At 65.1% G+C, this 19,704-nt stretch carries 18 protein-coding genes; 14 read left to right on the top strand and 4 right to left on the bottom strand.

The window, feature by feature from the left end; translation table 11 throughout:
- Positions 1-143: 143 nt before the first annotated feature.
- Positions 144-827, bottom strand: a complete 684-nt coding sequence (locus BJA_RS14005) for a GntR family transcriptional regulator (RefSeq protein ID WP_028174804.1) — start codon at positions 825-827, stop codon at positions 144-146.
- A 175-nt stretch (positions 828-1,002) separates the two neighbouring features.
- Between BJA_RS14005 and BJA_RS14010 the strand changes: the two genes are divergently transcribed.
- From BJA_RS14010 to BJA_RS14025, 4 genes are all read left to right on the top strand, one after another.
- A complete protein-coding gene (locus BJA_RS14010; RefSeq protein WP_038965811.1) occupies positions 1,003-2,721 on the top strand; it encodes an IlvD/Edd family dehydratase in 1,719 nt (572 codons plus the stop codon).
- 61 nt (positions 2,722-2,782) lie between these two features.
- Entirely contained in the window at positions 2,783-3,778 is a 996-nt protein-coding gene (locus BJA_RS14015) for a TRAP transporter substrate-binding protein (RefSeq protein ID WP_011085611.1), read from the top strand.
- Positions 3,779-3,987: 209 nt separating this feature from the next.
- Positions 3,988-4,566 (top strand): TRAP transporter small permease, encoded by a 579-nt coding sequence (locus tag BJA_RS14020; protein ID WP_011085612.1) that lies wholly within the window; start codon positions 3,988-3,990, stop codon positions 4,564-4,566.
- A complete protein-coding gene (locus tag BJA_RS14025) occupies positions 4,563-5,903 on the top strand; it encodes a TRAP transporter large permease (RefSeq protein ID WP_011085613.1) in 1,341 nt (446 codons plus the stop codon). The genes BJA_RS14020 and BJA_RS14025 overlap by 4 nt, the downstream gene beginning before the upstream one ends.
- A gap of 2 nt (positions 5,904-5,905) precedes the next feature.
- On the opposite strand, the gene BJA_RS14030 is transcribed toward BJA_RS14025, so the two are convergent.
- Positions 5,906-6,700 (bottom strand): enoyl-CoA hydratase/isomerase family protein, encoded by a 795-nt coding sequence (locus BJA_RS14030; RefSeq protein ID WP_028174808.1) that lies wholly within the window; start codon positions 6,698-6,700, stop codon positions 5,906-5,908.
- A 228-nt stretch (positions 6,701-6,928) separates the two neighbouring features.
- Here BJA_RS14030 and BJA_RS14035 point away from each other — a divergent pair, with 228 nt between their 5' ends.
- The gene (locus tag BJA_RS14035) at positions 6,929-8,149 is read left to right on the top strand and encodes an NAD(P)/FAD-dependent oxidoreductase (RefSeq protein ID WP_011085615.1); all 1,221 of its coding nucleotides are present in this window, start codon (positions 6,929-6,931) and stop codon (positions 8,147-8,149) included.
- 51 nt (positions 8,150-8,200) lie between these two features.
- Here the strand turns inward: BJA_RS14035 and BJA_RS14040 are convergent, their stop codons facing one another.
- Both BJA_RS14040 and BJA_RS14045 read right to left on the bottom strand, forming a co-directional pair.
- Entirely contained in the window at positions 8,201-9,109 is a 909-nt protein-coding gene (locus BJA_RS14040) for a ribokinase (RefSeq protein ID WP_011085616.1), read from the bottom strand.
- Positions 9,110-9,126: 17 nt separating this feature from the next.
- Positions 9,127-10,020 carry a sugar kinase gene (locus BJA_RS14045; protein WP_011085617.1) on the bottom strand — a complete coding sequence of 298 codons (894 nt, stop codon included), beginning with the start codon at positions 10,018-10,020 and terminating at the stop codon, positions 9,127-9,129.
- 224 nt (positions 10,021-10,244) lie between these two features.
- Here BJA_RS14045 and BJA_RS14050 point away from each other — a divergent pair, with 224 nt between their 5' ends.
- The 9 genes from BJA_RS14050 (at position 10,245) to BJA_RS14090 (ending at position 19,698) form a co-directional block, all read left to right on the top strand.
- Positions 10,245-11,093: a VOC family protein gene (locus tag BJA_RS14050; RefSeq protein WP_028174812.1), complete on the top strand. Its 849-nt coding sequence runs from the start codon at positions 10,245-10,247 to the stop codon at positions 11,091-11,093.
- Between the two features lie 181 nt (positions 11,094-11,274).
- Positions 11,275-11,982 (top strand): TetR/AcrR family transcriptional regulator, encoded by a 708-nt coding sequence (locus BJA_RS14055; RefSeq protein WP_171463747.1) that lies wholly within the window; start codon positions 11,275-11,277, stop codon positions 11,980-11,982.
- A 266-nt stretch (positions 11,983-12,248) separates the two neighbouring features.
- Positions 12,249-13,058, top strand: a complete 810-nt coding sequence (locus BJA_RS14060) for an ABC transporter permease (RefSeq protein WP_011085620.1) — start codon at positions 12,249-12,251, stop codon at positions 13,056-13,058.
- Between the two features lie 51 nt (positions 13,059-13,109).
- Positions 13,110-14,102: an ABC transporter substrate-binding protein gene (locus BJA_RS14065; protein WP_038965807.1), complete on the top strand. Its 993-nt coding sequence runs from the start codon at positions 13,110-13,112 to the stop codon at positions 14,100-14,102.
- Positions 14,103-14,220: 118 nt separating this feature from the next.
- Positions 14,221-15,069, top strand: coding sequence for an ABC transporter ATP-binding protein (locus tag BJA_RS14070; RefSeq protein ID WP_011085622.1), 849 nt, complete (start codon positions 14,221-14,223; stop codon positions 15,067-15,069).
- 4 nt (positions 15,070-15,073) lie between these two features.
- Positions 15,074-16,471 carry a hypothetical protein gene (locus BJA_RS14075; RefSeq protein WP_011085623.1) on the top strand — a complete coding sequence of 466 codons (1,398 nt, stop codon included), beginning with the start codon at positions 15,074-15,076 and terminating at the stop codon, positions 16,469-16,471.
- On the top strand, positions 16,468-17,619 hold the full coding sequence (locus BJA_RS14080; protein ID WP_011085624.1) for a Gfo/Idh/MocA family protein: 1,152 nt from the start codon (positions 16,468-16,470) through the stop codon (positions 17,617-17,619). The genes BJA_RS14075 and BJA_RS14080 overlap by 4 nt, the downstream gene beginning before the upstream one ends.
- Before the next feature lie 10 nt (positions 17,620-17,629).
- Positions 17,630-18,835 (top strand): dihydrodipicolinate synthase family protein, encoded by a 1,206-nt coding sequence (locus BJA_RS14085; protein WP_011085625.1) that lies wholly within the window; start codon positions 17,630-17,632, stop codon positions 18,833-18,835.
- On the top strand, positions 18,835-19,698 hold the full coding sequence (locus BJA_RS14090) for a sugar phosphate isomerase/epimerase family protein (protein WP_011085626.1): 864 nt from the start codon (positions 18,835-18,837) through the stop codon (positions 19,696-19,698). Before BJA_RS14085 ends, BJA_RS14090 begins: the two co-directional genes overlap by 1 nt.
- The last annotated feature ends 6 nt before the right edge of the window (positions 19,699-19,704 follow it).

Genomic DNA, 19,704 nt, shown 5'->3' on the forward strand with positions numbered 1-19,704 from the left:
TAATCGGTTGAGTGATTGAGCGGCATCTACCAGAAGATTATCGTCTGGTTGGATGAGTTCCGCCGGGTTCCATTGCCCCGGCGAGTTGTTCATCCTTCTCCGCATCGGCTGTTGCTGCGCCGGCGGGCCGACAGGCGCACGCGCTAGCGCTCGGTTTCGCCAGAAATCCGCGCCAGATAATCCGACTTGCTGAACTGCATGTGATCGACGCAGAGCTGCGCCAATGCCCAGCTGTCGCGGCCCTTCAAGAGCTCGATCATCAGCTCGTGCTGGCGCCGCGATTGCGCGAGCCCGTCGCGGTCGGCGAGGTTCTTGGCGCGCATCGGCAGCGTCAGGTTCATGTAGTCCTGGAGCGAGCGCACCAGATAGGGATTGCCGCAGGCGGAGAACAGCGCGAGGTGGAAGGCGTCGTTGGCCTCGTGGATGCCGCGCAGATCCTGCACGTCGGCCTTGGCGCAATATTGCCGTTGCAGCGTGGTCAATTCGTCGATCAGGCCTTGCGGCGCGGGCAGGGGGATCATCAGCGCGGCCTGCCGGGTCAGCATCTCCCGGACCTCATAGATCTGCCGAACCTCTTCTGCCGAATAGAACCGCACGGTGGCGCCGACATTCTTCTCGCGGCGGACGATGCCGCGCCGCTCGGCATCCACCAGTGCCTGACGCACGAAGTGGCGCGAGGTGCCGTAAGCCGACATCAGCGCGTCCTCGGTCAGGCGCGCGCCGGGCGCAAGGCGGCCGAAGATGATGTCCTCCTCCAGCCGCGCGACCACGTCGTCCGGATCGTCGCGCCGGACCGTCATGGCGTCTGCGGTGTGAATGTCGGACATCCTCTCAGCCTTCAGCACCGGGCCGGTCCGCCCTGTGGAGCAGGGAAGGGGCAGATTGTCAATAATTTGTGTCGCGGGCGGTGCCAGGAGCCGGAAATTGCCACCGTGGGCGCCTGCGTTATTGACAATCAGGGGGTAGCCTGTACGACAATGGCAAGGTGAACGGAGTGGCATGATGACGAGTGGCTTGCGCAAGGGTCTGACGAGCTATGGCGATGCCGGCTTCTCGCTGTTCCTGCGCAAGGCGTTCATCAAGGCCATGGGCTATTCCGACGACGCGCTGGAGCGCCCGATCGTCGGCATCACCAACACCTACAGCGACTACAATCCCTGCCACGGCAACGTCCCCCAGATCATCGAAGCCGCCAAGCGCGGCGTGATGCTGTCGGGCGCGATGCCGTTCGTGTTCCCGACCATCTCGATCGCCGAAAGCTTTGCGCATCCGACCTCGATGTATCTGCGCAACCTGATGGCGATGGACACTGAGGAGATGATCCGGGCACAGCCGATGGATTCGGTGATCGTGATCGGCGGCTGCGACAAGACTCTGCCGGCTCAGGTGATGGCCGCGATCAGCGCCGATCTGCCGACCGTTGTCATCCCCGTCGGGCCGATGGTGGTCGGTCATCACAAGGGCGAGGTGCTCGGTGCCTGCACCGATTGCCGCCGTCTCTGGGGCAAATATCGCGCCGGCGAAATGGACGATGCCGAGATCGAGGCGGTCAACGGCCGCCTCGCGCCGTCGGTCGGCACCTGCATGGTGATGGGCACGGCCTCGACCATGGCCTGCATGATCGAAGCGATGGGCCTGTCGTTGCCGATGAGCGCGACGATCCCCGCGCCGCATGCCGAACGCTTCCGCCTCGCTGAGGCGAGCGGCCGGGTTGCGGCCGAGATGGCCAAGACCAAGGGCCCGAAGCCGAGCGAGATCTTGACGCCGGCATCCTTCAAGAACGCGCAGGTCGTGCTCCAGGCGATCGGCGGCTCGACCAACGGCCTGATCCATCTGACGGCGATGGCGCATCGCTCGCCGCACCGGCTCGATCTCGAAGTGTTCGACCGGATCGGCCGCGAGGTGCCGGTGCTGGTCGATCTCAAGCCGTCGGGCGAGCACTACATGGAGCATTTTCATCACGCCGGCGGCGTGCCGAAGCTGCTGGCGCAGCTCGGCGATCTCGTCGATCTCGATGCGAAGACCATCACCGGCCAGACGCTGGGTGATATCGCGGCGAATGCGGAAGACGTGCCCGGCCAGGACGCGATCCGCCCGCGCAATAATCCGATCAAGAAGGAAGGCGGCCTTGCCGTCCTGCACGGCAATCTCGCCCCGCGCGGTGCCGTGATCAAGCAATCGGCTGCGAGCCCCAAGCTTTTGCAGCACACGGGGCGCGCGGTGGTCTTTGAATCCGTCGAGGACATGACCTTGCGGGTCGACGATCCCGATCTCGACGTGACTGCCGACGACGTGCTGGTGCTGCGCAACGCCGGCCCGAAGGGCGCGCCGGGCATGCCCGAGGCGGGCTATCTGCCGATCCCGAAGAAGCTCGCGCGCGGCGGCACCAAGGACATGGTGCGCATTTCCGACGCGCGGATGAGCGGCACGGCGTTCGGCACCATCGTGCTGCACATCACGCCCGAGTCCGCCGTCGGCGGGCCGCTGGCGCTGGTGAAGAACGGCGACATGATCCGGCTCGACGTTGCCAGGCGCAGCATCGAGCTGCTGGTCGACGCCGCCGAGCTGGAGCGCCGGCGCGCCACGCTCAAGCCGGCGGCGGCGCCCGAGGAGGCGCGGCGCGGCTACGCCTGGCTGTTCAACGAGACCATCATGCAGGCCGACGAGGGCTGCGACTTCGATTTCATGCAGAGGACTGGGAAGCAGACCGAGAAGGGGTGACCAACCACCCGAACGAACGCCCAGACCGCTGAAGCGGCGGGCGATAAAACAGGGGGAAACGATGATTGCACGATCCATGCGTGGGTTGGCGGTTCTGTCCGCCATGCTGTTCGTCACGGCGGCCGGGGCGCAGGAGGTGAAGCATTATCGCTTCGCCTACGACCAGCCGCGCAACACCGGCTATTCGATCGCGGGCGACCTCTTTGCCGACAAGCTCAAGGAATTGAGCAAGGGCACCATGATCATCGACCAGTATCCCGGCGCGCAGCTCGGGCAGGAGCCGCAGGTGCTCCAGCTCGTCAAAGCCGGCGACGTCGAGTTCGCCATCATCTCCTCGGCCAACACCGCGACGATCTCGCCGCAGGCCGGCGTGATGTCGCTGCACTTCCTGTTTCGCGACGAGAACCACGTCGTCAAGGGCCTGGCCGATCCCCGCGTGTTCGAAGCGCTCAAGACCATGATCGACGAGACCACGCAGGGCCTGCACGTGATCGCGACCGGCTCGCAGGGCGTGCGCCATATGTACAGCAGGCGGGAAATCCACAATGTCGGCGACGTCAAGGGCCTGAAGGTCCGCGTCCAGGCGACCGCGACCGAAGACCTGATGTTCCCGGCCTATGGCGCCCAGACCGTGCACATGCCGTTCGGCAGCGTCTACACGAGCTTGCAAACCGGCGTGGTCGACGTCGCCGAGAACAGCATCAACGTCTACCTCGTCAATAAGCACTACGAGGTCGCGCCGGTCCTCAACATCACCGAGCACGAAGCCAACAACGCGCTGGTGTTCATCTCCGACAAGCTCTGGCAGAGTCTGTCGGCGGAGCAGAAGGGGTGGGTGCAGGCGGCGGCCAACGAGATCAGCACCAAGGAGCCGCAGAAGGCGTTCGATCTCGAGCGCACGGCGGCCGACAAGCTGAAGAAGATGGGCGTCAAGATCGTCGACAATGTCGACAAGAAGAGTTTTACGGCAATCGCCGATCCCTATCTCGACAAGCTCGCCAAGGAGCTCGGCCCGCATGCCGAGAAGATCAAGAATTTGATCCGGTCGGTTAACTAACGTGATGCCGGAAGACGGTGCGCTCCCTCTCCCGCTCGCGGGAGAGGGTAGGGGAGAGGGTGTCTCCGCGGAGAGACTCCCAATGAGGAGGCAGCCCTCACCCGGCGCTCCGCGCCGACCTCTCCCGCAGGCGGGAGAGGTTCACCCAACCTGCAGTCGCCGATTCAACTGAAGCATTCTGCACTAGGCCCGGGACGACGGGGACGTAAATGGCCATCGCCGACAAACTGCTCGTTCAGCGGCAACGCCACCTGAAATGGCGCGGGCTCGACTGGCTCGAGCTTGCGCTGATGATCCTGTGCGGCGTGCTCTGCTTCGGCTTCTCGCTGTCGGTGACCGCCGACATCGTCACCCGCACCATCGGCCATCCCTGGCTGTGGCTTCAGGAGGTCACCTCGACGCTGTTCATCTACGCGATCTTCGTCGGCACGGCGGCCGCGACGCGGCGCAACGATCACCTCTATCTCACTGCGATATCCGAGGCGATGCACGGGACGCCACGGCTGATCGTCGAAGTCATCATCCGCCTGGTCGTACTCGGCGTCGCCTTCTGCCTGATCTGGTACGGCTACCAGAACTATCTCCGCGGCTTCGGTAGTTTTCGCCTGCCGTCGGGCACGCCGATCGCTTCGCTCTACGCGATCATCCCGCTCTCGGGCGTGCTGATCGGCCTGTTCACCATCGAGCAGCTCGTCAACGGCCTGCGCAACGGCTTTGACCATCCCGAGCCGCCGGACGAGGATGCCGCGCCCGGCCTCACAGAGGCGCAGATGAGGGCGCAGCCATGAGCGCACCTGTCGTCCTGGCGTTGATGTCGATCTGCTTCCTGTCCTTCGGTTATCTCGGCGTGCCCGTGCCGTTCTCGCTGATGGCCGGCGTCTTCATCGGCGCGATCCTGTCCGATGTGTCGCTCGCCGCCATCATCCAGAAGATCTTCGACGGCGTCGATTCCGAGGCGCTGCTGGCGATCCCGTTCTTCCTGCTGGTCGGCGAGCTCATGAGCTCGGCCAATGTGGTCGTGCGGATCGCCAACCTGTCGGTGTCGCTGGTCGGGCATATCAGGGGCGGACTGTCCCAGGTGGTCGTCGTCTTCAGCATGTTCTTCTCGGAAATGTCGGGCTCGACCACCGCCGACGTTGCGGTGATGAGCCGCGCGCTGGGTGGCCCGATGAAGCGCGAGGGTTATGAGCCCGCCTTCATCGCCGCGATCATCGCATCCGCCTCGACGATCGCAGCGCTGGTGCCGCCGAGCATCACGGCGGTGGTCTATGGCGCGGTCGGCAACGTCTCGATCGCCGGCCTGTTCATGGCGGGCGTGGTGCCGGGCCTGATGATCGGCATCGGCCTGATGATCTACTGCTACTTCTTCGGCCCCTCCGGCCTGCGCAAGCCGCGCGCGCCGCTGCGGCAGGTGGTGTTCGCGGCCGGCGATGCGGCCCTGCCGCTGATGATCCCGGTGATCCTGCTAGGGGGCATCTTGACCGGCTGGTTCACGCCCACCGAAGCCGGCGTCGTCGCGGTGGCCTGGATCGTCCTCGTGGTCATCCCCGCGCTCAACCGCGGCCACTTCACGAAGATCCCCTATGATTTCTGCCTCGCCGGGCTGATCTTCTCACTGCCGCTGATCACCATCGGCGCCGCCAACGCCTTCGGCTGGATGCTCGCTTACTTGCGCGGCGCCAGTTACATCGCCGAATTGATCACCTCGATCGCGGGTCACGATCCGCACCTGATCATGCTGCTGATGGTGCTGCTGTTCACCGTGGTCGGCGACTTCATCGAGCCGGTGCCGACCATCATCATCTTCATGCCGCTGGTCAACACGCTGACGGAGGCGGGCGACATCAATGCCGTGCATATGGGGGTGGTGCTGATCGCCACGCTCGCCTTCGGCCTGATCACGCCGCCTTATGGTTTGGTGCTGCTGATGGCGTCGAAATTCGTCGGCATCAGCTTTGCCAAGGCCCTGCGCGCCGCATTGCCGATCTATGTGGTATTCCTGGCGACGATCGCGTTCGCGATCTATTTCCCGAGCGTCGTGCTGTGGCTGCCGCGCCACGTGCTGCCGGAGTCGGTCGGCTGCTTCAAGTCGCCGGCGGGGACGGGCTATATCTGTCCGCAGTAGCGCTACTTGCCCTTGCTCGTGAATTTCTTCACGGCGAGCCGAAACTCCTCCGTGTTCATCGCCATGATGATCTTGTGCTCCTCGGCGTCGAGCTGCTGTTTCACCGGCGTGGTGGCCGCCTGGTAGACCAGCGACTTGGTGCCGGCGATCGCGGCAGGCGGGTTCTGCGCCAGACGCTCGGCGAGCTGCCGCGTCGCCGCCTTCAGCTCGGTCGCGGGAACGATCTTCGCGACCAGGCCCCATTCATGGGCCTGCTGCGCGGTAAAATTGTCCTCCGACAGGAAGATCTGGAGCGCGCGGCGGGAGCCGACCGTGCCGACGATGCCCACTGTAGAGCCGCCGTCCGGCGACACCCCGATCTTGGCATAGGCCGGCGTGAATTTGGCGTCCTCCGCGGCGATGCAGAGATCGGTGACGAAGGCGAGGCCCATGCCGGCGCCGGCGGCCGAGCCGTGGACGCTGGACAGCGACAGCTTCGGCATGCGCCGGATCGTCTCGATGAAGGCGTGATAGTGCTTGAGCAGCTCGCCGACGACAGGCGTCACCGTGCCCGCTTCGGCCGCAGCTCCAATCGTCTGCAGATCGCCGCCGGCCGAGAAGGCGCGGCCTTCGCCCTCGATCACCAGAACCCGGATGGCGTCGTCGCCCTCGATATAGGAGGCGAGCTGCTCGAGCTTTTGCGCAATGGCCAGGTTGATCGAATTGAACGCGGCGGGGCGGTTGAGCGTGATGGTCGCGATCGGGCCGTCGATCCGCAGCAAGGCGGGATCGTCGGGTTGGGAGATGGGAGCTGGCATCTTGGAAATCCCCGGCATGAGGTCGTTCGTGCAACTAAATCGCAGAAGGCGAGGGGAGACAATCCCCGCGCGCCGCTCTTGCGCAAGGCGGAACGATAGGCTCAAATGGGGCCGCCTTCGTTGAGGGACGGACACGAGCGCCGGCTCCTCCTAGGCTAGCCAAGCCAATATCAGCATGAGAGGAGACGACATGGGTCACGCTCGTGTCTCCGGAAGTGGGCTGTTCCAATGACTGGCGGTCCGGTGATCATTGTCGGTGCCGGCCATGGCGGCTACCAGGTCGCGGCATCCCTGCGGCAGGCGGGTTTTTCCGACCGCGTCTGCCTGATCAACGACGAGGCGCATCTGCCCTATCAGCGGCCGCCTCTGTCCAAGGCGTACATCAAGGGTTCGGCCGGGCCGGAGAGCCTGATGTTCCGGCCGGAGAAATTCTATGCGGATCAGAAGATCGAGCTGATCGCGGGCCGCGCGGTCTCGATCGACCGCGCCGGGCGCAGGCTGCATCTCGCATCGGGCGAGATGCTTGATTACGGCCACCTCGTGCTGGCGACAGGCGCGCGCAACCGGCTGCTCGATCTGCCCAATGCCAACCTGCCCGACGTCAAATATCTGCGCATTCTCGACGACAGCGAGGCGCTGCGAAAGATCATGCCGTCGAGGACGCGGGTGGTGGTGATCGGCGCCGGCTTCATCGGCCTCGAATTCGCAGCGACGGCCCGGATCAAGGGGCTGGAGGTCGACGTGCTCGAGCTCGCCCCGCGCGTGATGGCGCGCGCGGTGACATCAGAGGTCTCGGCGTATTTTCAGGCGCGGCATCGTGAGGCCGGCATCCGCATTCATCTCGGCGTGCAGGCTACCAGTATCGAGGCCGAGGACGGCAGGGTCACCGGCGTCTCCTTGAGCGACGGAAGGCATCTGCCCGCCGACCTCGTCGTGGTCGGCGTCGGCGTGCTGCCGAACATCGAGCTCGCGGCCGAGGCGGGGCTGCCGGTCGCTGCCGGCATCATCGTCGACGAATATCTCTCGACGGCCGATCCTGATATCTCGGCGATCGGCGACTGCGCGCTGTTCGCCAGCCCGCGCTTCGGCGGCTCGCTGCGGCTGGAATCGGTGCAGAACGCCACCGATCACGCCCGCTGCCTCGCGGCCCGGCTGACCGGCGACCGCAAGCCTTACGACAGCCATCCCTGGTTCTGGAGCGACCAGGGTGACGACAAGCTCCAGATCGCGGGCCTCACCACCGGCTACGATCGCGTCGTTCTGCGCGGCGATCCCGCCAAAAAGGCGTTCTCGGCGTTCTGCTACAGGGGCGACAAGTTGGTCGGCATCGAGTCCATCAACCGCGCCGGCGATCACATGTTCGGCCGCAGATTGCAGGGCATGGACCGCTCGATCACGCCGGAGCAGGCCGCGGACGAGAGCTTTGACCTGAAGAGCGCGCTGGCGTGAACTCTACTCCCTCTCCCCGCAGGCGGGGAGAGGCGGAGGAAGCGCCACGCTCTACAGAACGGCCGCCACTTCCGCGGCCGTCGGCATCGACGGCCCCGCGCCCATGCGCTGCACGCTGATCGAGGCGGCGGCGTTGGCGAAGGCGAGCGCCGTGCGCAGGGGGACTTCGTCGGCGAGTTGCGCCGCGAGCGCGCCGACGAAGCAATCGCCGGCGCCGGTGGTGTCGACCGCCTTCACCACGCGGCCGGGCACCGCAAACTCCTGGTCGCCGGCGAGGGCGAGCACGCCGCGCTTGCCGAGCGTGACGCAGATGGTCTGGTCCTCGCGCGCCTGAAGCTGCCGCGCGACCTGGATGATCCGCGCGGCCTCGTCGTTGTCGGACAGCTCGGTGCCGGCGAGGAAGCCGAGCTCGGTCTCGTTCAGCACGAGGATGTCGACCAGCTCAAGCAGCTCGTGGCCAAATTTTTGTGCCGGCGCCGGGTTCAGCAGCGTGGTGGCCTCCGCCGCCCGCGCCCGCAGGAAGAAGGCGGCAATCGTGGGGAGCGGAATCTCGAACTGGCTGATGGCGACATCGCCTTTGACGAGCGGGACGACACTGACGTCGTCGGCGCCGACCAGCGCATTGCTGCCGGGAATGACCACGATGGTGTTGTCGGCCGCCGCAACCGTGATGATGGCGGTGCCGGTGTGCGCCTCCGCCGTCTCCTGAACGTAGCCGAGATCGATGCCCTGACCGGCGAGGAACGCCCTCAGCTCGGTGCCGAATGAGTCCTTGCCCAGGCGGCCGATCAGCGTGGTCCGGGCGCCGAGCCGCGAGGCCGCGACGGCCTGGTTGGCGCCCTTGCCGCCGGGGAAATACAGCACCTGCTTGCCGGCGACGGTCTCGCCGACTTTTGGATGGCGGTCGGCCGTCGCCACCACATCCATGTTGATGCTGCCGGCGACGTAGACGCGCCCCATTTGAACCTCTGCGAAGACTAGGCCTTGACCTCGAACTCGTGCCTGACCTTGGCGATGTCGACAAGGGTCGGCAAGCCGGCCTCATTGCCGAGCCGCTGGATCTTGAACGTCGAAGCGGCGCGGGCAAAATCAAAGTGCTCGCGCCAGCTTTTGCCGGGATGGGCGAGGTAGGAATAGACATAGGCGCCGTGGAAGACGTCGCCGGCGCCGTTGGTGTCGATCACGCGCTCACGCGGGATCGGCATCGCCGGCATGATCTCGACCGCGCCTGTCTCGTTGTACCAGAGCAGGCCCTTCTCACCCATGGTGACGCCGCCGATCTTGCAGCCGCGGCTCTTCAGGTAATCGAGCATCTTCTCCGGCGTCAGGTCCATCTGCTCGCAAAGGCGCTCGGCGACGATCGCGACGTCGATGAATTCCAGGAGCTCGTGCGTGTTGGTGCGCAGGCCGCCGCCGTCGAGCGAGGTCAGGATGCCGGCCTCGCGGCAGACTTTTGCATAGTGGATCGCCGCATCGGGCTGGTGGCCGTCGATGTGCAGCGCGCGGCAGCCGCCGAGATTGAGGATCGGGAACGGATGGATGTGCTCGTCGTCGCGGCAGCGGACGATGGCGCGCTTGCCGTCCTTGGGCATGATGAAGGACAGCGAGGACTGGTTCACCTTTCGCGCATGCAGCGAGATCGCGTATTTCGCGCACATGTCCTGGAACATGCGCCCCAGCCAGTCATTGGCCGCCGTGGCGATCAGGTCGGGCACGATGCCGAGCTTGGCGCAGCAGAACGCCGCCGTCACCGCATTGCCGCCGAAAGAGACCGCGTAGTCGGTCGCCACGTGCTTCTCGTCGCCGGTCGGCATGTGGTCGGTGAGGAAGACGACGTCGATATAGGTCTGTCCGATAAAGAGAGCCTGCATTGGTTGTCCGTGATGCGCTGGGTGGTCCCGGCCGGCTGCTTACCTTAGCACCGCTTCGGCGGGAGCCAAAAATATTCGCAGAGCCAAAATATTTGCAGAGTCATGGCGATAGGCGCTTGAGGTCGGTATGGGGCCGGAATACGACCGTGGCAGGGCCAGCGTTGCCCGGGCAGAGCCGACGCCCCCAGGACGTTCGGTTCCGGCTCCGTCGGGAGGGAGGGAACATGATCACCGGCCTCGATCACGTCGTCGCTTTGGTCAGGGATATCGGTGCAGCCAAGGCGGCCTATCAGACGCTGCTCGGCCGCGCGCCGGCCTGGCAGAACTCGGGTGAGGGGGCCGACCGGGTGCTGTTCACTCTCGAGAACATGACGATCGAATTGATGGCGCCGAGCGGTTTCAGCGTGACCGCCGACCGGATGCGCGCGTTGCTCGACGACCAAGAGGGCGTGCTCGCCAGCCTGTGCTTTCGTGTCGCAGACATGAGCAGGATGCACCGGCGGCTGGAGCGGGTGGCCCTGAAGCCGGATCCGGTTGCCGAGGTCGAAAGCAGCGATTCTGAATCCGATGCCGTCCTGCATTGGAAACGCACGCGCGCCGCCACCGAACTCACGCGCGGCGTGCGGATGTTCTTCCTCGAGCTTGCCGAGGAGCGCCCCAGATCGGTCGCGACCGACATCGCGCCGATCGACGCGCTCGACCACGTCGTGATCACCACCGAGGATTCCGAGCGCGCCGCCGCGCTCTATGGCGCGCGGCTCGGGCTTGATCTCGCGCTCGACCGTTCGCACCAGGATTGGGGCCAGCTGATGTTCTTCCGTTGCGGCGACCTCATCGTCGAGGTGGTGCGCCGTCCTGTGGCGGGCGGTGACCTCGCGCATGACCGTCTCTGGGGCCTGAGCTGGCGGGTCGCCGACATCGACGCCACGCGCGCCCGCCTGATCGCGAGCGGCCTCGACGTCACCGAGGTGCGCAACGGCCGCAAGCCGGGCACGCGGATCATGACGGTGCGGAACGGCACCTGCGGCATCCAGACGGTGCTCCTGGAGCGGTCGCCGAAGCCGGCGGATTGAGATGGAGTCATTCCGGGGCGTCGCGCAGCGACGAGCCCGGAATCCATTCATCCATTGACCCTGCTGCACGATGGATTCCGGGCTCGCGCCCAAGCGGGCGCGCCCCGGAATGACGAAATATTCTCAAACGCGCGCCCGCGTGTTACACGCGTACTTTGAGAACCCCCAGCGAGCACCCGGTTTGGCAAAGGCAAAGAGAACTCTGAAATGGCAGCGCGATCCCGAGGGGATGCGGCTGCGCATTCTCGAGGCCGCCAAGCAGGAGTTTTCCGCCCATGGGCTTGCCGGGGCGCGCGTCGACCGCATCGCGGCCAAGGCCGGCGCCAACAAGCGCATGCTGTACTATCACGTCGGCAACAAGGACGAGCTCTATCTCGCGGTGCTCGAAGGCGCCTATGACAAGATCCGCAGCGAGGAGCGCGGGCTCGATCTCGAACATCTCGATCCGCCCGAGGCCATCCGCCGCCTGATCGAATTCACCTGGGGCTATTTCCTGCGCAACCCCGAGTTCCTCTCGCTGCTCCAGACCGAGAACCTCGCACGCGCCAAGCACCTGAAGCGCTCGACCAAGGTCAAGTCGATGCACTCGCCCTTCGTTGAGATGATCGGCACCGTGGTGCGGCGTGGCGTCGAGAGCGGCGACTTCCAGGTCGCGGTCGATCCGGTGCAGCTCTACATCTCGATCGCGGCGCTGAGCTTCTTCTATCTCTCGAACTCGGCGACGCTGAGCGTGATCTTCGGCCGCGATCTGCTGGCCAAGGACGCCAAGGATGAGCGCCTCGCGCACATGGCCGGCCTCGTGCTGGCCGCGCTGACGGGGCGGTCCACGGAGTTGCTGGAGATCGTCAAGGCGCCGAAGAAGCGTGCCGCGGTGGTGCAGACGGTTTAAGGCAAACTCTTTCCCCATCGTCGTCCTGGCCAAAGCCAGGACCCATACCGCGTGATCCATCGGTTGCGCGTGGTGCCAATCCCGAACGGCCGGCCTTCGCCAAACTTTGTCCTGTGGTTATGGGTCCCGGCCTTCGCCGGGACGACACTGAATTTGCGGAACCCCCGGCGCAAAACGCCACAGGGAAAGGTCTGGACAGTATTTATCCAACGAGTTAATTTCTCCCAAGAACGAACGAGAACGAAGAAGAATGCCGGGAGTGAGACGTGGCTGAATTGAAGCCGCAGAGTGCGGTGTCCAAGATGCTGAATGCGGCCTGGGTTCGGCCGTTCTTGTTCCTGGTCTTCATCGTGATCGCCTGGGATCTGGCGATCCGGCTGTTCAGGATTCCCGCCTACCAGATCCCGTCGCCGGGCGATGTCATCGCGGTGCTGCGCACCGAATGGCCGGAACTGCTGCGCCAGTCCTGGCCGACCACCTATGCGACGGTCTGCGGCTTCCTGCTGTCGGCGCTGTTCGGCATTCCCGTCGCCATGCTGATCGCGGGCTCGAAGACGGTAGAGAGCTACGTCTATCCGCTGCTGGTGTTCTCGCAGTCCGTGCCGAAGATCGCGATCGCGCCGCTGTTCGTGGTCTGGTTCGGCTTCGGCATCATTCCGAAGGTGATTTCGGCCTTTCTCCTCGGCTTCTTCCCGGTGGTGGTCTCGGCGGTGCAGGGCTTCAAATCGGTCGATCCTGACATGGTTGATCTTGCGCGCGCGATGCAGGGCAGCCGCTTCCAGGTGTTCCGTGCGGTGAACCTGCCGCATGCGCTGCCGGCGATCTTCTCAGGCCTCAAGGTCTCGGTGACGCTTGCTGTCGTCGGCGCCGTCGTCGGCGAGTTCGTCGGCTCCAATTCCGGCATCGGCTACGTCATGCAGCGCTCGATCGGCACGTTCGACCTGCCGACGATGTTCGCAGCGCTGGTGATCCTCGCGCTGCTCGGAGTCGTGCTGTTCTGGATCGTGGACCGGATCGAGAAGCTGGTCATTCCCTGGCATGTCAGCCAGCGCGAGGACGTGATTTTCGCCTCTTAACTTAAGCAACGGCCACCAACGGCCGAAACATAACGACAAGGGAGAGTGACGATGAAGCGGTGGATTGGGGCTGCATCGGTGGCGCTGATGGCGTTCGCGGCGATGCCGGCGCAGGCGGCCGACAAGGTCGTGGTGATGCTGAACTGGTACGTCTATGGCGAGCACGCGCCGTTCTATTACGGCAAGGCCAAGGGCATTTATGCAGCCGAGGGCATCGATCTCGAGATCCAGGAAGGCCGCGGCTCGGCTGCGACCACGCAGGCCGTCGCCGCCAAGACCGCCGATTTCGGCTATGTCGACGTGCCCACCATGATGCGCGCCGCCATCAAGGGCGCGCCCGTGGTCGCGACCGGCGTCCTGCTCCAGACCTCACCGATGTCCGCCATGGGCTTCGTCGACAAGAACATCAGGAAGCCCGAGGACATCAAGGGCAAGACGGTGGCGATCACGCCGGCGGACTCCATGACCCAGATCTGGCCGCTGTTCCTGAAGAAGACCGGCCTGAAGGAGAGCGACTTCCAGACGGTTGCGGGCGACGGCCAGACCAAGCTCAACGCAGTCATCAACGGCCAGGCCGATCTGCTGCTCGGCTACGTCATGGACCAGTCGATGAAGATCAAGGATGCCACCGGCAAGGACGTCTATCCGATCAAGTTCGCCGACTACGGCATCAACATGGTTTCCTCCGGCATCATCGCCAACTCCGACTATGTGAAGGCCAACGCCGATCTCGTCCGCCGCTTCATGTCGGCGACGACCAAGGCGGTCGAGGCCGCCGAGAAGGAGCCGAAGGCCGCGGCGCAGTCGATCCTCGATGCCAACCCGAAGGGCGGCAAGATCGACACGCTGACGCAGGGCTTCGAGCTGACCATTCCGCTCTACCGGACCGCGGCGACCAAGAGCAAGCGGCCGTTCCAGGTCACCGAGCAGAACATGACCGAGACCGTCAACCTGCTGGTCGAATATGGCGGGCTCGACGCCAAGGCCAAGGACAACCCGAAGGCCTTCTACACCAACGACTATCTGCCGAAGAGCGGCTCGTGAGCGACACACACCGTCATTCCGGGATGGTCCGAAGGACCAGACCCGGAATCTCGAGATTCCGGGTTCGCCCTTTGGGCGCCCCGGAATGACGGGCATATCGTCGAGTGGACCTGGTTAGATGAACCCAGCAACAAGACCGAACGACGCTAGCCAGCCGGCCGCGCATCTGAGACTGGTGAGCGACCGGGCCGCCGGCGAGGCGTCGGGCATCAAGCTATCAGGCGTGTCGAAGACCTACCGGACGCGCGACGGCGACGTGCCGTCGCTGCGGCCGCTCGACTTCCACATCAACGAGGGCGAGTTCTTCGTCGTGGTCGGCCCGTCCGGCTGCGGCAAGTCCACGCTGCTCAAGCTGATCTCGGGGCTGTTGCCGCCGACGTCAGGCGAGATCCTGGTCGAGGGCGAGAAGGTGACGAAGCCGCACGGCAATGTCGGCATCGTGTTCCAGAACGCGCTGCTGCTGCCCTGGCGCAACATCCTGTCCAACGTGATGCTGCCGATCGACATGAAACGGTTGCCGCGGCAAAAATATCTCGACCGCGCCAAGGCGCTGTTGAAGCTGGTCGGGCTCGAAGGTTTCGAGAAGAAGCTGCCGTGGCAGCTCTCCGGCGGCATGCAGCAGCGGGCCTCGATCTGCCGCGCGCTGGTGCACGATCCCAAGATCATGCTGATGGACGAGCCGTTCGGCGCGCTCGATGCGCTGACGCGCGAGCGCATGAATGTTGAGCTGATGCGAATCCAGCGCGAGACGAAGAAGACGGTGCTGCTGATCACGCATTCGATTCCCGAGGCGGTGTTCCTCGCGGACCGCGTGCTGGTCATGACCGAGCGTCCCGGCGCGGTCGCCGCGATCTACGACGTGCCGCTGCCGCGCCCGCGCTCGCTCGACGTGATGGCCGACCCGGTCTTCACCGAGCTCGTGCAGCGCATCCGCAAGCATTTCTTCTCGCAAGGGGCATTGGATTAAAGCCATGGCGCCGCGCCTGAAGCTTCGAGATATCACCTTCTTCGAACGTCCCGTGCAGTTCGCGCGGCCGTTCCGCTTTGGCGCCATCACCATCAACGCGACGACGCAGCTGTTCGTGCGGGTCGAGATCGAGGTCGAGGGCAGGGGAAGCGCCGTCGGCGCCAGCGCCGAGCTGCTGGTGCCGAAATGGTTCGACAAGCGGCCGGAGTTTTCTCCGGCGCAGACGGTCGACGGTCTGCGACGATCCCTGGAAATTGCGCGCGGGCTTTATCTGGCGCGGACCGGGTTCCTGACGGCGTTCGATCTGCATGCCGCGTGCATTGGTGCCCAGATCGCGACCTGCGCGAAGAAGAACATTCCGGCGCTTGCGGCGGCTTATGGCCTGGCGGAGATCGACAAGGCGATCCTCGATGCGCTGCTGCGCGGCGTTGAGACCGGCTTTTTCGACGGAATGGCCGGCAACGTTGCCGGCATCGATGCGCGACTATCGCCCGACCTGAAGGACGCGGAGATCGCGGCGTTTCTGTCCAGTCGGAAGCCGTTGCCGCGCGTTGCTATCAGGCATACCGTCGGCCTCGACGATACCGTGGAGGGCAAGGGCGGCGTCGCCGACGCTCATGAGAACGCCGGCGCGAGTTACTTCAAGCTGAAGCTGTCGGGCGATCCCGCAGCCGATGCAGCGCGATTGGCGCGGATCGGCAAGGAGCTCGATACACTTGGGCGCAGCTACAAGGTGACGCTCGATGCGAACGAGCAATACGCCGATCTCGCGGCGTTGCAGGCCCTGATGGATCGGCTCGATCATGATTCCGACTTGCGGCCGATCGCTTCTCGCTTGCTCTATGTCGAACAGCCGATGCCGCGTGACATTACACGGCAGTCGCCGCTCGGTTCGCTCGCCGCGCGCGGCTTCATCATCGATGAAGCCGATGATTCCTACGATGCCTTCCCTGCCGCTCGGGCTCTCGGCTATCACGGCATCTCCTCGAAATCCTGCAAGGGGCTCTACAAGTCCATCGTCAGCGCCACGCGCGCGGCAAAATGGAGCGGGGGCGGCGAAAAGTTCTTCGTCACCGGCGAGGACCTCACCTGCCAGGCTGGCCTTGCCGTGCAGCAGGACCTCGCACTCGGTGCCTTCCTCGGCGTCACCCACGCCGAACGGAACGGCCACCACTACGTCGACGGCTTCGGCGACACGCCGGCCGCCGAAGCTGCGGCCTTCGCGGCTGCGCATCCCGATCTCTACGCCGATGCCGGGCAGGGCATCCGTCTCTCCATTCACGACGGCGATCTCCTGACGGGATCGCTTCATGCGGCGGGCTTTGCGACGTCGGTCCATCCGGACTGGTCCGCGCTCCGCCCGCTCGAACAGCCAACATCACTTCAGGAGCAATTGGCATGACCACCCAACGCCTCGGCCTCATCATGAACGGTGTCACCGGCCGCATGGGGCTCAACCAGCATCTGATCCGCTCGATCGTCGCGATCCGCGACCAGGGCGGCGTCCGCTTGAAGAACGGCGACCGCATCATGCCCGATCCGATCCTGGTCGGCCGCAGCGCCGAGAAGGTCGAGGCGCTTGCAAAGCGCTTCAACATCGCGCGCTGGACCACCGACCTCGATGCGGCGCTGGCCGACAAGAACGACACCATGTTCTTCGACGCCGCGACCACGCAGGCGCGGCCGGGCCTGCTGACCCAGGCCATCAATGCCGGCAAGCACGTCTATTGCGAGAAGCCGATCGCGACGAACTTTGAAGAGGCCCTCGAGGTCGTCAAGCTCGCCAATTCCAAGGGCGTCAAGCACGGCACCGTGCAGGACAAGCTGTTCCTGCCCGGCCTGAAGAAGATCGCCTTCCTGCGCGACTCCGGCTTCTTCGGCCGCATCCTCTCGGTGCGCGGCGAGTTCGGCTATTGGGTGTTCGAGGGCGGCTGGCAGGAGGCGCAGCGGCCGTCCTGGAACTACCGCGACGAGGACGGCGGCGGCATCATCCTCGACATGGTCTGCCACTGGCGCTACGTGCTCGACAACCTCTTTGGCAACGTCCAGAGCGTGGTCTGCATCGGCAACACCGACATCCCCGAGCGTTTTGACGAGCAGGGCAAGAAGTACAAGGCGACCGCGGACGATTCCGCCTACGCGACCTTCCAGCTCGAGGGCGGCGTCATCGCCCATATCAACATGTCCTGGGTGACGCGCGTCTATCGCGACGACCTCGTCACCTTCCAGGTCGACGGCACGCACGGCTCGGCGGTCGCCGGCCTTTCCGATTGCATGATCCAGGCGCGGCAGGCGACGCCCCGGCCGGTGTGGAATCCGGACGAGAAGCGGCTGCATGATTTCTACGGCGACTGGCAGAAGCTGCCGGACAACGTCTCCTACGACAACGGTTTCAAGGAACAGTGGGAGATGTTCATCCGTCACGTCTACGAGGACGCGCCCTACAAGTTCACGCTGCTCGAAGGCGCCAAGGGCGTGCAGCTCGCCGAATGCGCGCTGAAGAGCTGGAAGGAGCGGCGCTGGATCGACGTCGCCCCGATCAAGGCCTGAGGAGGGAAGCATGAACAAGCCCGTCCTGCCCAAGCCTGCTCCTTCAATTTCGTCCTTGTCGCTCAAGCTGCCGAAAGCCGACCGCTCGATCGAGACCTACCGGCTCGCGGCCTCGCGAACGTTCCCGGCGAGGCTCGAAGGCCCGCTGAACCGCATCGCGTTCTCCGCCGTGCACACGGTCGCCGATCCCTTCGCCGACAACGATCCCTGGCTTTCGGTTGCCGTCGACTGGGACAAGACCATCGCCTTCCGCGAGCATGTCTGGGACCTCGGTCTCGGCGTCGCCGAAGCCATGGACACCGCGCAGCGCGGCATGGGGCTGGACTGGCCGACCTCGCTGGAGCTGATCACGCGCTCGGTCGCCGCCGCCAAGCGCCGCAACGCGCTGGTGTTCTCCGGCGCCGGCACGGACCATCTCGCGGTGGAGGATGCCAGGACCGTCGACGATGTGATCCGGGCCTATGAGGAGCAGATCTCGGCGGTCGAGAAGGTCGGCGGCCGCATCATCCTGATGGCGTCGCGCGCGCTGGCAAAGCTCGGCCGCAATGCCGACGATTATGCGAAGGTCTATGACCGCGTGCTGTCGCAGGTCCGCGAGCCCGTGATCATCCACTGGCTCGGCGACATGTTCGATCCTGCACTGACGGGATATTGGGGTACCAAGGACCTCGACAAGGCCATGGATGTTGCGGTGGCCGTCATCAACGCCAACGCCGCCAAGGTCGACGGCGTCAAGGTCTCGCTGCTCGACAAGCAGCGCGAGATCGACATGCGTCGTCGCCTCGACAAGCGCATCAGGATGTACACCGGCGACGACTTCAACTATGCGGAGCTGATCGCCGGCGATAGCCAAGGTTTTTCGCACGCGCTGCTCGGCATCTTCGACGCTATCGCACCGGCGGCGTCCTATGCGCTGTCGCGGCTGGCTGCCGGCGACGAGGCCGGCTTCCACGACGTGCTGGGACCGACCGTGCCGCTGTCGCGCCACATCTTCAAGGCGCCGACGCGCTTCTACAAGACCGGCGTGGTGTTCATGGCGTATCTGAACGGCCATCAGGATCATTTCACCATGGTGGGCGGGCAGGAGAGCGCGCGCTCGATGCTGCATCTGGCCGAGCTGTTCCGGCTGGCCGATCAGGCCGGCCTGCTCGCCAATCCTGAGCTGGCGACGCGGCGGATGACGACGGTGCTGGCCTCGCACGGGATCGAATCCTGATGCGCGATTTCTCTTCCGACCACCGCTGGCTGTCGCTGAATACGGCGACGGTCCGCAAGCAGGGTGACCTCGTCGCGATCATCGATGCCTGTGCGAAGCACGGCATCCGCGCCATCGACCCCTGGCGCGACCAGGTCGCATCCGTCGGTCTCGACCGTGCCGCGCGCGCGGTGCGCGATGCCGGCCTCGAGCTGTCAGGCTATTGCCGTGGCGGCATGTTCACCTCCGATGCCTCGCGCCGGGGCGAAGTGCGCGACGACAACCGGCGCTGCGTGGATGAAGCCAAGGCGCTGGGCGCGCCGTGCATCGTCCTCGTCGTCGGCGGCCTGCCGCAATATTCACGGCCGGGGAGCGAGCCGTCGAAGGACATCGCGGCCGCGCGCGGGCAGGTCGAGGAGGCGCTTGCCGACATGCTCGACTATGCCAGGCAGGCAGGCCTGCCGCTGGCCATCGAGCCGCTGCACCCCGCCTACGCCGCCGACCGCGCCTGCGTGAACACCACAAAACAGGCGCTCGATATCTGCGACCGGCTCGACCCCGGCCGCACCGGCATGCTCGGCGTCGCACTTGATGTCTATCACATCTGGTGGGACCCGGAGCTGATGAGCCAGATCGCGCGCGCGGGCAGGGATCGGCTGCTTGCCTTCCATGTGTGTGACTGGCTGGTGCCGACCAGGGACATCCTCAACGACCGCGGCATGATGGGCGACGGCGTCATCGACATCAAATCGGTGCGCAAAGCGGTCGAGGCGCAGGGTTTTGCCGGCTATTCCGAGATCGAGATCTTCTCCAACGACTGGTGGGCCAAGCCGATGGACGAGGTGCTGCGCACCTGCATTACGCGGCACAGGACGGTGGTGTAGGCGCCC

The sequence above is a fragment of the Bradyrhizobium diazoefficiens USDA 110 genome, assembly GCF_000011365.1.
Taxonomy (GTDB): domain Bacteria; phylum Pseudomonadota; class Alphaproteobacteria; order Rhizobiales; family Xanthobacteraceae; genus Bradyrhizobium; species Bradyrhizobium diazoefficiens.

What these genes read in the sequence shown, in the direction of transcription:
- BJA_RS14070 (WP_011085622.1), top strand. Translation starts at nt 14,221, where the DNA reads ATGAACCCAGCAACAAGACCGAACGACGCTAGCCAGCCGGCCGCGCAT.
- BJA_RS14085 (WP_011085625.1), top strand. Translation starts at nt 17,630, where the DNA reads ATGAACAAGCCCGTCCTGCCCAAGCCTGCTCCTTCAATTTCGTCCTTG.
- BJA_RS14005 (WP_028174804.1), bottom strand. Translation starts at nt 827, where the DNA reads ATGTCCGACATTCACACCGCAGACGCCATGACGGTCCGGCGCGACGAT.
- BJA_RS14015 (WP_011085611.1), top strand. Translation starts at nt 2,783, where the DNA reads ATGATTGCACGATCCATGCGTGGGTTGGCGGTTCTGTCCGCCATGCTG.
- BJA_RS14025 (WP_011085613.1), top strand. Translation starts at nt 4,563, where the DNA reads ATGAGCGCACCTGTCGTCCTGGCGTTGATGTCGATCTGCTTCCTGTCC.
- BJA_RS14050 (WP_028174812.1), top strand. Translation starts at nt 10,245, where the DNA reads ATGATCACCGGCCTCGATCACGTCGTCGCTTTGGTCAGGGATATCGGT.
- BJA_RS14020 (WP_011085612.1), top strand. Translation starts at nt 3,988, where the DNA reads ATGGCCATCGCCGACAAACTGCTCGTTCAGCGGCAACGCCACCTGAAA.
- BJA_RS14010 (WP_038965811.1), top strand. Translation starts at nt 1,003, where the DNA reads ATGACGAGTGGCTTGCGCAAGGGTCTGACGAGCTATGGCGATGCCGGC.
- BJA_RS14030 (WP_028174808.1), bottom strand. Translation starts at nt 6,700, where the DNA reads ATGCCAGCTCCCATCTCCCAACCCGACGATCCCGCCTTGCTGCGGATC.
- BJA_RS14075 (WP_011085623.1), top strand. Translation starts at nt 15,074, where the DNA reads ATGGCGCCGCGCCTGAAGCTTCGAGATATCACCTTCTTCGAACGTCCC.
- BJA_RS14080 (WP_011085624.1), top strand. Translation starts at nt 16,468, where the DNA reads ATGACCACCCAACGCCTCGGCCTCATCATGAACGGTGTCACCGGCCGC.
- BJA_RS14090 (WP_011085626.1), top strand. Translation starts at nt 18,835, where the DNA reads ATGCGCGATTTCTCTTCCGACCACCGCTGGCTGTCGCTGAATACGGCG.
- BJA_RS14065 (WP_038965807.1), top strand. Translation starts at nt 13,110, where the DNA reads ATGAAGCGGTGGATTGGGGCTGCATCGGTGGCGCTGATGGCGTTCGCG.
- BJA_RS14045 (WP_011085617.1), bottom strand. Translation starts at nt 10,020, where the DNA reads ATGCAGGCTCTCTTTATCGGACAGACCTATATCGACGTCGTCTTCCTC.
- BJA_RS14040 (WP_011085616.1), bottom strand. Translation starts at nt 9,109, where the DNA reads ATGGGGCGCGTCTACGTCGCCGGCAGCATCAACATGGATGTGGTGGCG.
- BJA_RS14035 (WP_011085615.1), top strand. Translation starts at nt 6,929, where the DNA reads ATGACTGGCGGTCCGGTGATCATTGTCGGTGCCGGCCATGGCGGCTAC.